Source organism: Pseudoalteromonas sp. T1lg23B (assembly GCF_002964665.1).
Lineage (GTDB): Bacteria > Pseudomonadota > Gammaproteobacteria > Enterobacterales > Alteromonadaceae > Pseudoalteromonas.
In genome coordinates this window covers 24709-37066 of the sequence record NZ_PQBZ01000030.1, presented here as the reverse complement: position 1 = coordinate 37066, position 12358 = coordinate 24709, and the positions used below count along the sequence as shown (strand labels likewise).

10 protein-coding genes are annotated in these 12358 nt (G+C 43.7%); 2 read left to right on the top strand and 8 right to left on the bottom strand.

Annotation, left to right across the window (positions count from 1 at the left end; translation table 11 throughout):
• Positions 1–2: 2 nt before the first annotated feature.
• From C2M32_RS06810 to C2M32_RS20470, 3 genes are all read right to left on the bottom strand, one after another.
• Positions 3–1565 carry an ATP-binding protein gene (locus C2M32_RS06810; protein WP_105167712.1) on the bottom strand — a complete coding sequence of 521 codons (1563 nt, stop codon included), beginning with the start codon at positions 1563–1565 and terminating at the stop codon, positions 3–5.
• A 9-nt stretch (positions 1566–1574) separates the two neighbouring features.
• Positions 1575–3086 (bottom strand): cytochrome-c peroxidase, encoded by a 1512-nt coding sequence (locus C2M32_RS06805; RefSeq protein WP_105167711.1) that lies wholly within the window; start codon positions 3084–3086, stop codon positions 1575–1577.
• 143 nt (positions 3087–3229) lie between these two features.
• Positions 3230–3373, bottom strand: coding sequence for a hypothetical protein (locus C2M32_RS20470; RefSeq protein WP_158678155.1), 144 nt, complete (start codon positions 3371–3373; stop codon positions 3230–3232).
• Between the two features lie 96 nt (positions 3374–3469).
• Here C2M32_RS20470 and C2M32_RS06800 point away from each other — a divergent pair, with 96 nt between their 5' ends.
• Positions 3470–4315: a LysR substrate-binding domain-containing protein gene (locus C2M32_RS06800; protein WP_105167710.1), complete on the top strand. Its 846-nt coding sequence runs from the start codon at positions 3470–3472 to the stop codon at positions 4313–4315.
• A 54-nt stretch (positions 4316–4369) separates the two neighbouring features.
• On the opposite strand, the gene C2M32_RS06795 is transcribed toward C2M32_RS06800, so the two are convergent.
• Positions 4370–5206, bottom strand: coding sequence for an SDR family NAD(P)-dependent oxidoreductase (locus C2M32_RS06795; protein ID WP_105167709.1), 837 nt, complete (start codon positions 5204–5206; stop codon positions 4370–4372).
• A 39-nt stretch (positions 5207–5245) separates the two neighbouring features.
• Here C2M32_RS06795 and C2M32_RS06790 point away from each other — a divergent pair, with 39 nt between their 5' ends.
• Positions 5246–5740 (top strand): hypothetical protein, encoded by a 495-nt coding sequence (locus tag C2M32_RS06790; RefSeq protein WP_234401248.1) that lies wholly within the window; start codon positions 5246–5248, stop codon positions 5738–5740.
• Here the strand turns inward: C2M32_RS06790 and C2M32_RS06785 are convergent.
• The 4 genes from C2M32_RS06785 to C2M32_RS06770 all read right to left on the bottom strand — a co-directional run bounded on the left by C2M32_RS06785 (position 5711) and on the right by C2M32_RS06770 (position 12230).
• On the bottom strand, positions 5711–6814 hold the full coding sequence (locus C2M32_RS06785; RefSeq protein WP_105167708.1) for a GNAT family N-acetyltransferase/peptidase C39 family protein: 1104 nt from the start codon (positions 6812–6814) through the stop codon (positions 5711–5713). The genes C2M32_RS06790 and C2M32_RS06785 overlap by 30 nt on opposite strands.
• On the bottom strand, positions 6807–8237 hold the full coding sequence (locus C2M32_RS06780; RefSeq protein ID WP_105167707.1) for a RimK family protein: 1431 nt from the start codon (positions 8235–8237) through the stop codon (positions 6807–6809). Before C2M32_RS06780 ends, C2M32_RS06785 begins: the two co-directional genes overlap by 8 nt.
• Positions 8238–8593: 356 nt before the next feature.
• Positions 8594–9838: a sensor histidine kinase gene (locus tag C2M32_RS06775; protein WP_105167706.1), complete on the bottom strand. Its 1245-nt coding sequence runs from the start codon at positions 9836–9838 to the stop codon at positions 8594–8596.
• A complete protein-coding gene (locus C2M32_RS06770) occupies positions 9831–12230 on the bottom strand; it encodes a response regulator (RefSeq protein ID WP_105167705.1) in 2400 nt (799 codons plus the stop codon). Before C2M32_RS06770 ends, C2M32_RS06775 begins: the two co-directional genes overlap by 8 nt.
• Positions 12231–12358 lie beyond the last annotated feature (128 nt).

The window sequence follows — 12358 nt, the reverse complement described above, 5'->3', positions numbered from 1 at the left end:
ACTTAATGCCTCAGTGTGATCATAATAGCGAGCCCGCCCAATTCACTCAAGTCTGCGCTAACTTCACCATTGTGCGCTAACACAATACTTTGACAAATCGCCAATCCTAATCCCGAACCACCAGCTTCACGACTACGCGCCCCCTCAACACGGTACAGCCTATCAAACAACTTACTAAGCTGAGCGGGTGATACGCCTGGTGCACTATCTTGCCAGCATATTTTAGTTTCACCATCATGCTGAGTTACTTTCACATCCAATGTGCCGGGTTGCTGTAATGACGAGTCAGTGTAGCGTAAAGAGTTTTGCAACAAGTTATCAAATAACTGGCCCAAACGCTGTTCATCACAATCAAGCTCCAAATCTTCAGCACATTGTAATGAGCAAGCGAGATGCTTGGCGTCAATCTGATGGCGGTTCTTGGCAAATGTACGCGATAAAATGTCGTGTAGATTGTGCCTATCCATGTGATAAGTTAACGCGCCACGATCAGATAACGATAATTGGTGCAAATCTTCCACCAATCTAGTTAAACGTTGGATCTCTTCATGTAACGACATTAATTGTTCCGGCGTGCTATCAATAACACCGTCTATCATCGCTTCAAGCTCAGCACGAATAACCGCAATGGGTGTACGTAATTCATGTGAAATATCCGCTATCCATTGTTGTCTGGCAATTTGGTTTTGCGCCAAGGTATCCGCCAAGCGATTCATATCACGCGCCAACAGACCAAGTTCATCTTTACTGCTGATATCAACTTGTGCGCTATAGTCACCTTGAGTTAATACCTTAGCATTGCGCCTTAACTGTATAATCGGTTTAACCATGTATTTACTAAATGGTACGGCTAACAACACGGTCACCAACAAGGCAACCAAAGCGATTAATATAAATTGTTGCTGCTGTTGCTTTGCAAACAGCTGGTCAAATTCGTTACGGATCAAGCCACTGCCTTCCACTCCTAAATAGGCTATTACCTGCGCACTTTTAGGCTCACTCAGATGATCCGTTTTGTAGATCGGGAACCAAAAAGTATTTTGCGTATTTTGCGCATTTCCCATTAACAATTGGCCATCTGCGTCTTTAAGCAACAAACGACGATTTGCAGGCCTTGGTGGTGGCTGACGGCGCTCATCTCGCCTCCTAAATTCTTCATCAGTGCGACGAGGTCTAGGTGGCCGAAAGTCATCCTGTCGAATATTTGCCTCATCATAGCGGCGTGGCGGTGGTGGTCGAGAATCATCTCTTGGCGGTGGAGGTCGGCTTCCTTCATAACCTGAAAAACCACCTCGACCTGTATCTCGGGCTAGGCCATAGTAGAAACGCACAAGGCTTTCCCAATCATCTGAACCTTTGTAAACCCATGCTAGTGAACCATGCTTTTCGTAAGTTTGCGCCACTTTGGCAATCACTTCCTGTAGTTGTACTCTGGAAGTATTTTCGATGTACTCAGAAAAGCTTTTTTCAAACGCTAGCTTGTTTGCAACATAAATAGCTAATACCAAAGCAGTATTAGCTATCAAAATAATTAACAACAGTTTGACGCGAATGGTCAGTTTCATAATGTTTCGTTATCCGCCCGTTCTACGCGGCGCACGCAAGCGTAAATTATCAGGATCAGGTGTATTACGATTTGGGATCCAACGTCTTACACACTCCCGTTCTTTGGCACACTTGTCTGTTAGCGCATGTAAAAATGCGACCAAGTCTTGCTGCTGTTGTGGCGCTAAATTTGCCGCCACAAATGGCGACGCGCGCAGCAAGCTTAAGGCTGCATCGGTATTCTCTCTAGCTTGTTGATTGAGTGTCTCACACTGTGCGCTTAAGGCAAACTGCTTTAAGCCACATGCTCCCCCACTTTGGAAGAATTGTTCCACTGCTTGTTCTGGATTCGAATAATGGCTAACAACCTGCTCTAAACTTTCATACGCACCGGCGTGGCTATACGGTGCTGTCAAAGCGACATTAATCAAACTAGGTACTCGAAATGCGAACTGGTTGCGAGGCTCTGGGTCAATTGCGCCACGACCGATATCTGCATTGTTCTCATCAGTACCAATACCATACTGAGGAAACGCTAAATTGAAAAAGCCGTCATTAGTAAATCTATCACCACTATGACAGTTTACACACCCAGCACCGCCTTCGGAGATTTGTGTGAAAAACAGCTTAGCCCCTTGTTTTTGTTGATCCGTTAACGCACTTAAATCACCTCGCACATAACGATGCCAATCGGTATTCACCATCACAAATGAAGATTGGTACTGTCCTAGTGCAAATGCGATATTATCAAAAGTGATCAGTGATTGAGCATCATCCTGTGAATTAAAGGCTGTTCGAAATGCCTGTAACCAATCATTGGTAGGCAGACTCCCCTGCTCAGTCCCATAATCACCAATACGTTGTGCTAAATGTGCGCGAACTTGATCATTGGTTGTCGCACTCTCAAACGCTTCGCCGCGCATTTCTTCTTTTGAAGTAACCGGAAAGCGTGCCAAAGTACTAACCAAGGAATCACCCGCTTGCTCATCAGGTTGGTTAAAGCCAGAGTCTGGCGTACTAATAAAGCTAATTTCGTTTCCTTGCTCATCCGTTGTGACAACACGCTCCACACGGCCGTCCCAAAACAAAGAATGAGTAGCAAATCCGGTGTTAAAAATGGTGGGTGAATTGCGCGGAATGTTAATTTCATCATTGATGGCTTGTCGGCCAGGACCAACAACATCGCTATCCACCGCATTAGTACCGATTGGCAGCGATAGCCCATCCGCACCGCCAAGTCGAGGGTCGTGACAGCTTGCACAGGCCACCGACTTTTCGCCGCCAAGGGCTTTGGTGAAGAATAACTGCATTCCCAACTGCGCAATGGGATCTGAAATTTTCGGCAACTGTTGTGCCCCAGCAACATGTCCTCTTAACTCATGTTGCGTGATCAAGGCTGAAAGTTCTTGATCTATTGGCGTTGCAATTTGCTCCAACCTTGGTGGATTTTTGGGCTTTGGTTTAGCTTCCAATGCCGATACTTGCAATGCGCTTAAGACAACTGACAGCGCCATTACCTGCACTAACTTTGCGTTATTCATAGTGTTCACTCCGTACCTTATTGTGATTCGCTATGAAACATTGGCAAGCAAAAGTGCACGAAATGTGAAAGCCTGAACTTATTTTAACCAAGCTATATTTATCCAGAGGTCAGCCAACATAATTGAACAACATCAACTAATAGCTATTTTACCTTGACCGCCTGCTCCAACTGTAATTTCTGTGCAACCAAGGTTAACAACGCCATCAGTGGATGATGCTTAACGCGCTCTGTACTACTAGCTAAATGAGGCTTACTTTCAGTCTCTTTACTTAATTGATGAGTCATAATGCTATTTCCTGTGATGATCAAACTATGTCATTATTAACAAAAATGAGCATTCTCTCGAACGATGATTTTTAACACCTATTATAAGATTAGCTTATGTATAAAGAATTAAATCACTTTACAGCATTGCGCTATGTTGAAGCTGCAGCGCGCCATCAAAGTTATAGTCTAGCCGCTCAAGAGCTATACGTGACGCAAGCCGCGGTGAGTCAACAGATCAGGCTACTAGAAACACATCTCGGCTGTAAGCTGTTCTATCGTCAAGGGCGCACTATGCAGCCCACTTCACAAGGCAAGCAGCTTGCACAGTCACTTTCCAAGAACTTTGCTGAAATTGCTGCGAGTGTGAAACAAATTAGCTGCGAACCACTGGAGGGCGTACTTACTGTCACCACAACCCAGTCATTTGCTTCTATGATTTTGATCCCAAACATGTGGCGCTTTGCGGAGCTCTATCCCGATATCGCAGTTCGTGTCTTGGTCTCCCCCGCTGTTGAAGACATTCGTCATACTGAGGTCGATGTCGCCATTCGCTATGGTCATTCACAGTTTCCCGATTTAGCACAAGAAGTTATTTTGGAAGACCAATTGGTACCACTTTGTTCTCCAGCCTTTGCCGAACAAGCTCAGCTCAGCGATATTGCCAATATGGCACATTGCCGATTGGTGTATTACGCCTACAATGACTATTGGCAAAACTGGTTTGATAAAGCTGGCATCTCACGTTGTAGTAGTAACAGTCAGTGGCTAGAAGTCAGTAACATGGATTTTGCTCTAGGTGCCGTTATAACCGGACATGGTGTTTGTCTAGGCTCACCAAAACAAGCCAAACACTATCTTGCACAAGGCTTGTTGGTGCAACCATTCAACATTAGCTGTGAGCCCAGCGTGCGTTACAGTTTCCTTTACAATCCAGACTCCCCTCGCAGGGCAAGGTGTTAATATTCAAAGACTGGTTGCTGGAATTGATGAACAAACTCTGAGTTCACAGCCGCCCTATTTACGATGAACTTGGCGATACTTCGCTTTGTTTCTTGCTCCAATCCGATACAGTAGTCCCCTGACACTGCGGCGAAAGCGGGGAAACAAATAACTTAAGGTGGCCAGTTTGCCACTGACTTTTGGCATCGCAATCTCAGTTTTACTCGAATGACTCAATTGTACAATCGCATCAGCAACTTGCTCTGCGCTACTCATTGGTTGTGAATAAACAATATCCTCAACTTGGTCAATTTCGTCCATAATAAACCCTGTATCAATGGGCCCCGGAGATACCACAGCAATATTAATATGTTTGCTTGCAAGTTCATCATGCAAAGCATAGGTAAATGCCCTCAAACCAGCTTTTGTGCCACTGTATGTCGCCGCACCTTGCAGAGGGGTAAGTCCGGCCAAAGACCCTACCATCACCACAGCATTAACTGTGTTTTCTCGCATATGCTTAAGTGCTAAAGACGTTAACACTAAAGGCGCTCGCAGATTCACATCCACCATAGCAGCCACATGCTGAGCATGTAATTTGCTGAACTCGCCGCGATGATGCACTCCCGCATTATTGACCAACACATTGATCTCATTAAACTGTTCAACAGCTTGTGCGACAATTCGCTCACAGTCATTTAATAGCGCAACATCAGCTTGAATAATCAAGGTTTGACAGTTGGTATAACTGGCTAATTGTGTTTTGATTTGCTCAAGAGGTGCTAAGTTTCTTGCCACCAGCACCAAATTCAATCCATTTTTATAAGCTTTGGCATAAGCAAGGGCACAAGCCGCACCGACTCCTTTGGAAGCACCAGTTATAAGAATGGTTGGGTGTGAATATTCTGTCATTGTGATTAATCTTCGTTATCCGTAATATGGGTACTATACATGTACAAGTTACAACCAAAAAGGATCTATGGTTTGCCTAAGTTAGTTAAGTACAGTCTGTTATTTTGCGCAATGGTCGCAATCATCACTGCCATTGCGCATCTCAGTTGTATTTATTTGGGTGAACAATGCTTTCGGGCCCAGCTTGCACCCGCAGCTATTATTAACTCCGCAGTGCAAGGGACTTGGCTTGCCCCTGTGGCGACGGTATTTGTATCCTTACTATTTTTACTGTGTGCCATGTATGCGTTTGCAGGTGCAAACATCATTCGAGCTTTGCCGCTACAAAGACTGGTTTTGATTACATTAGCAACACTGTGCACATTAAGAGGGCTCATGGCTGTACCATTGAGCGTCATGTATTGGCAACAAATCACAGGGTTTTCGCTGCTGGCGAGTTTGCTGTGGTTTTTATGTGGGTGTGGTTTTGGACTTGGCTGGTACTTTACTCGACCAGCCTCACAGTTAAAGCGAAATCGCGATAGACGCCCGTAATCGGTTTTTGCCAAACGTCGCCATTTTATTGAACTCTTCAAGCCCGATGGGAACGTGTTGACAATCAATGGACTGTTGAGATGGATCTAGTTCTGGGTCATGTACATACACACAATGGTCATCTATTGCGGTCACACACACCCAATGTGGTGCTTTTTTACCATCTAAACGGTACGTGCTAATTAACATCAGCACTCTGTGATTGCTTCTCAGTAGCAGATATAACTGAGCTAACTCCAAAGGTTTGTCATTGAGTTGACAGCCTTGGATATTTGCCTGAGCTACAAACTCTTCATGCACGGTGCGCATCACCTGTTTTTTTTCCTCACTTCTCACGCCTTCTAAAAACAGCGGAGTAAGCTGAGTAAGAAACACTTGGGCGTTAAAACCACGACTAATCGCTGACAATGCCAAACCAATTGGGTGACAACCACCATGTCCACTGGTCATAAAGATCGTTGTCGCCTCACGCCAAATAGCCAGCTCCTGCGTCTGTGTTAACGCCATGGTATCATCCAAGCTTTGCATAGCCATTAACAACGCGGCGGGGCCACAGGTGAAATCTGTGGTTTGTTTATACCAAGACACCTGTAATTGTGTACCCTTACCATCAAATCTGGCGACACGCTTTTGCATGCGTAGCGCCTCGCTGCCATCCCCATAGTAGTCACTGTAAGCACCAAACACCTGATAACCAAGACTTTTATAAAGAGAGATCGCCGCTTGATTTAACGCCGAAACTTCCAATCGTAAATACGCTCGGCCACGACGCTGGGTTAGTAGTTCAAGCTCTTTTAGTAACAACTGTGCAATCCCTTGTCCACGATAGGCAGGTAACACGGCCAAAGAGTACAGACGGGCCAAACGGGTGCCTTTTAAGCACCACACCAGTCCATAAGCAACAATCGCATCATCACAGCTTGCGACCAAAAACAGCCCATGTTTAGCGCTCAACCAGTGCTTTAAGCTGCGCACGCTAAGCCTGTCGCTACTAAAGCAACTTTGCTCAATTTTAGTCAGTTGCGCTAAATCTTCTGAATTAGCAAAACGCAAGGTAATCGCGTTGCTATTCATACCTTCCTCTTGCTTCTAAGCGTCTAACAAACTCAGCCATGATCAACATATACAACTCATTGCCTAAATAGGCATCCTCTACTTTATGGTCTATGCTCGGATTGTCGTTAACCTCAATAACATAAGCCTTTCCATTTACCTCTTTAATATCAACACCATACAATCCATTACCGATTACCTTACAGGCCTTAAGCGCAGCTGAAAGTACAGCTCTAGGTACTTCAAATGTGGGTAATGTCTCAAAACCGCCGGAACTAAAACGTTTCGAATCATGGTTATATATTTGCCAATGGTTTCTGGCCATATGGTAACGGCAAGCGTAAATAGCGCGACCGTTAAGCACCCCTATACGCCAGTCAAAATCTGTATACAAATACTCCTGTACCAGTACCAATGCGCTCTCGGCCAATAACTCCTCCAATCGCTCAATGAGCTGTTGACGGTCTTTGACCTTGTACACTCCACGAGAAAATGAGCCTTCAGGCATTTTTAGTACCATGGGATAGCTAAATAATTGCTCTAATTGCTCTAATGTATGTTCGCGAGCATCGCTCACAACTTGAGTTTTTAAGGTCGGCACTTTGTTGTAACTAAAAGCATCATGTAAATACACTTTGTTGCAGCAACGCAAAATAGAGGTTGCATCGTCCATCACCACCACGCCAGCACCTTCGGCTTTAGTAGCTAAACGATAAGTCACATGATCAATAGCGGTCGTTTGACGAATAAACAGCGCATCATACTGGTTGATATCGTCCAACGTTTGAATTGTTTTCACCTGCGCATGAATACCATTTTTACGTGCTGCCTTAACAAACTTAGCGATAGCATCGTCATCACTTGGTGGAGAAGGCTCCTGAGGGTCTACCAAAATTGCCATTTCCCAGCGCGCGTGGTGCTGTTTGTTGCCCAGCCTCCAAACGGATTCACTCAACTTAGTCATTGCGCTAAACAGATGTGACTTTTGCACGTCATCCAACTGTGTGATTGACCCTTGCTCAACAATCAAGCGATTTTCGCTCAACAGACGTATACACAATAATGGCGCGGCAAAACGTTTGTACAGATTCGAAGCAACGGCTTCTAAAGCGGCTTCTTCAGTTTGACCAAAAAACACCCATTGCGGCTTTTGCTCAAGTGCTTTGCGTTGGGTGTTGGTTAACGCGAATTCAAGATGCTCGGTACGCAGCGCATTAATGGTTTTAACCGTAGGCAGCACAACGTGTTTACGCGCTTCCGCCAACAGCGAACAATAATAGCCTTTACTTAAATACTGACCTGTATCACAGAGGTTGATGATGCGAGTTTTCGGCTCATCGCGCTTTGGGTAATCTTGCAGATATTGTTCAAAACTTAGCACATTGGCTAAACCAAACTCAGCTGCGGTTTGTTCAGATTCAACCACAATCAAAGTTTTTAACATGATAATTCCTAATCATTAGAGTCATTAATCGTGATATATCAATGGCTTTCCATTAACACATCACAGCACTGTGCAGTTAAGCACTGCGCGATTTATAAAGCTAAAACTCGCGACTGACTAGTGAGTTATTTTTATCTACACGATGAGAATCTTTAAGTCGCTAATGCTCTGAACCTTTCGCTATCCGAGCGTAAGTTAGCGAGCTTCTCATATACTTACTCTGTACTGATAATTTACAGGATGACAATGTAATTGCTCATAACACGATATCGTTATCTAGCCTTATAGATAACACCCTCAGAGCATTCTCAACCTAAACGCAACGTGTATTATCTAATACGGGCACAACCATTAACCTAGCTTGTCGAACTGGCATGAATATGTTGAGGTAGCGTTATACAAAAATGTGTACCTTTACCCACCTGACTACTTACCTCAATATGGCCCTGCAAACTCTTCTCAACTAAATTCTTCACTATGTATAACCCGAGACCACTACCACCTTGACCAATACGCGTTGAGTAATATTTATCAAATACCTTGTTAAGCGTGTCACTACTCATACCACGTCCATCATCCTTAACGCTTAACGTAATTTGCTGGTTTTGATGGCTAACCTCTATCAAGATATGACCTGAGGAATTTTCTGCAAATGCATGAATGAGTGCGTTATTGATCAGGTTGATTAGAATTTGTGACAAGGCCCCCGCATCTGAGGTGATCTGCAAGCCATCAGGACAATGAATTTGCACCTCATGTGGAGAACGCTTGAGCTTAGGGTGTAAAACACGTTGTATATCATGCAAATAATCTAATAAATTAAACTCGGTAATGGCACTACTAAACTCCCCCACCACAATGTGCTTAAAGCTGTTTATAAGATGCATCGCATTGTTTAAGTTTGAAAGAACGATATCATAGCTTTGCGCTGCATTATCTATAAACGCCTGCAAATCACTTTTTGCCAATGTTTGCTGCTGAACCTGTTGATTCAGCTCCTTTTGTTTATCATCCAAATGTGTAATAGCTGTACTGATCACACTCAGTGGTGTACCTAGTTCGTGTGTTAATTCCCCCACCAGCTCACCTAGATGGCTAAATTGTTGCGATGCTTCTAGCTGCTGCTCTTTGAGCTTAGATAACTTTTCAAGCTCCAACGTCTTATCACGTAATGTTGAAATCAACTCATCACGCAAATTTATCAACGCTTGTAATTGCAAATGGGTAGACACTCGTGCCAACAACTCTTCCTGACGAATTGGCTTAGTGACATAGTCAACAGCCCCCACGCTAAACGCTTCAACAATGTCACTTAGCTCAGCTTTACCGGTGACAAAAATCACAGGAACATCTTTGACCTTGTCGAGAGATTTGAGTCGTCGACACGTTTCAAATCCATCAATCCCAGGCATCATTACGTCAAGTAATATAAGGTGCGGTAAAAAGATAGTTGCGATATTAATGGCTTCTTTACCTGAGGTCGCAAAAGCCACTTCGTACCCCTCAGCTTCGAGAAAGCCCGTGAGTAATTCTAAGTTTTCAGCTTTATCATCGACTATCAAAATCTTGCAATTGCTGAGTGAGACCAAATCATCATTCATCTTGCACCTCGTCCAGCGCGGCAATAAACCCCGCCATATCAAACTTACTTATAAAGTTAGCTAAGTATTGCGTAAGTTGCTTATTATTTGGTTGCTGTTGCTCTATTTCCTGCAAAATTTGCTTAATCTTCGAGGTACCATTGATTTGTGCGGATTGTCGCAACTGCTCTCGTAACGCTTTTGGTAAGCTAAAAGCCGCTAACTCTATCTCATCTACTTGTAGGCCAACTGCCTCGTTTTCGTTGTTAAGTTCGATGGATTCAAAGTGTTCAGGAAAAAAACGCATGAGAGAATCAAAGATTTGCCCTATGGTGTAAGGCTTACCGATAAATTCGTCAAAGCCAATACTCAAATAGTGTTGTACCTCATGATGCAAACTAAATGCTGAAATAGCGACGCATTTTAACTCGCTTAGCTTAAGCTCATTTCGAATCACTTGTACCGCTTCGTCACCGCGCATTACTGGCATCAGCAAATCAAGATAAACAATGTCAAATTGCTGTTGTTTCATTTTCTCAAGCGCTTGACTGCCATCTTCAGCGTACTCAACCTCAATACCGCATGACAATAAAGTTTGCCCTAATATTTCTCGGTTATAGGCAACATCGTCTACACACAAAGCGCATAGCTTTTTGCCCGCACGTAATGACAACTGAGTAAGTTCAATGGCTTTTGTCTGGTTGATATCCATCTTGGCTGGCAGCAGCTCAAGGCTAAAAGAAAAACAACTTCCTTTTCCTTGCTCTGAGGAGACATTGAGTTTTCCTCCCATCAATTCTACCTGTTTGCTTGAAATGCATAGCCCAAGCCCCGTTCCGCCTTTTTCCACTCCCGCACTACCTTGCGTAAAACTGGTAAATAGGCTGTTTAGTTCCTGCTCAGATATGCCCGGCCCAGTATCGTGCACCTCAAAATGATAGAGGTTATCACCACGTTGCGAATGAACTAGCCTCACTTCACCGCGATCTGTAAATTTAACCGCGTTACCCAGTAAATTGATCAGTATTTGACGCAGTTTACCCTGATCACCATGCACGGCTATTTTCCCGTGCACTTTATTTTCTAAGCACCATGTCAGCTGCTTTTGCTCACATTTAAGTTTGAACATGCTGCTCAGGTCTTCAAGTAAACTACTCAGTTCAAAATCACTAAGATTAAGCTGAACAGAACCTGCTTCAATCTTAGAAATATCAAGTACATCGTTAATAATATCTAGGAGGTGATGGCCTGCTCTGATAATTTTATTCATGGTTTGCTTATGACTTTGAGACAAGTCTTTGGCTCTTTCCATGAGTTGAGCAAATCCTAAAATGGCATTGAGTGGCGTACGTATTTCATGACTCATGTTGGATAGAAACATCGACTTTGCTAAATTTGCTTGCTCAGCTCGCTCTCTCGCTTTGATAAGCTCAGTTGTGCGCTCGGCGACCTGATTTTCCAAGTCAACATTGCTGTCGCTCAATCTAATTTGTAATTTGGCATTACGCCAAGCAATTTCTATATTTTGCCCAAGGTTCAGCAGTAGTAACTCTTCTTGCTCATCAATGCCGTTGAGGTACTGAGCGATGACAAACACGGGGTTGCCACTTTGCTTTTCTCCCACATATAAAATCGCGAAGTTGTCCATCACTGCACTGTGATAAAGTTGTGCATCGAAATCATTAATAAATGTATCCAACAACGTCTTGGGGATCTCTAGCGCTTCACCTTGTGGCAAAATCACTTCGAGTTGACCTGATTGAATATCAAGTTGCGCGATAAACGCGGTGACAGGGCTGGGTTCAAACTGCTGGCTCAGCGGTAGAGTTTCAACAATGGATTGGAATGCTTTAATTTCAAACTCAACAAGTTCGGAATCTCCAAGTAACGAATTGGTGCATCGAATTATTTTGTTTAACCCCAATTGCACATATTCCGTTTTTTCCAAATGCTGATAGGTACGCAGGGCGACGATGACTGCAGCCTTAAGCTTGCTGCTGGTTAACTCCGTTTTCGTTTTATAGTCATTAACATCGTAATCTCGGGTAATTTCCGACTCTGGCGCCATACCCGGCTGACCGGTTCTTAAAATGATCCTAACTTTGGCATTTTGAGCCCCCTCACGAACGTACTTAGCAAAATCCAGCCCCGCTTCTGCAGTTTCCATCACCACATCAAGTAAGATCAGCGCAATATCACTATGCTCATGCAACACCTCTTTTGCCTGCTCGCCACTGTAGGCATGCAAAAACGTAATACCACGACTATCAAACTGCATTTGTGCCAAAACTAACTTAGATATTTGATGAATATCCTCATCATCATCCACAATCAGCACTTTCCATGGGGGTTTGGTTACAATTTCTTCGGGTTCTTCGTCTGAACTAAATAAGATTGAATCATCATCAAACATAAGACTACTCTTGCAGCGATCCAAGCTTTAAGTGTAGTGAAAAAATGTGAAAAGCAGATAATTCATTACGAAAAATCATATTATTTGAAAGTATCTGAAGCCGCCTTACTTAAGGTTTTCATTACTTT

Coding starts and splice junctions, on each gene's coding strand:
- C2M32_RS06795 (WP_105167709.1), bottom strand. CDS start 5,206: ATGACAGAATATTCACACCCAACCATTCTTATAACTGGTGCTTCCAAA.
- C2M32_RS06775 (WP_105167706.1), bottom strand. CDS start 9,838: ATGAATGATGATTTGGTCTCACTCAGCAATTGCAAGATTTTGATAGTC.
- C2M32_RS06785 (WP_105167708.1), bottom strand. CDS start 6,814: ATGAATAGCAACGCGATTACCTTGCGTTTTGCTAATTCAGAAGATTTA.
- C2M32_RS06805 (WP_105167711.1), bottom strand. CDS start 3,086: ATGAATAACGCAAAGTTAGTGCAGGTAATGGCGCTGTCAGTTGTCTTA.
- C2M32_RS06790 (WP_234401248.1), top strand. CDS start 5,246: ATGTACAAGTTACAACCAAAAAGGATCTATGGTTTGCCTAAGTTAGTT.
- C2M32_RS20470 (WP_158678155.1), bottom strand. CDS start 3,373: ATGACTCATCAATTAAGTAAAGAGACTGAAAGTAAGCCTCATTTAGCT.
- C2M32_RS06810 (WP_105167712.1), bottom strand. CDS start 1,565: ATGAAACTGACCATTCGCGTCAAACTGTTGTTAATTATTTTGATAGCT.
- C2M32_RS06770 (WP_105167705.1), bottom strand. CDS start 12,230: ATGTTTGATGATGATTCAATCTTATTTAGTTCAGACGAAGAACCCGAA.
- C2M32_RS06780 (WP_105167707.1), bottom strand. CDS start 8,237: ATGTTAAAAACTTTGATTGTGGTTGAATCTGAACAAACCGCAGCTGAG.
- C2M32_RS06800 (WP_105167710.1), top strand. CDS start 3,470: ATGTATAAAGAATTAAATCACTTTACAGCATTGCGCTATGTTGAAGCT.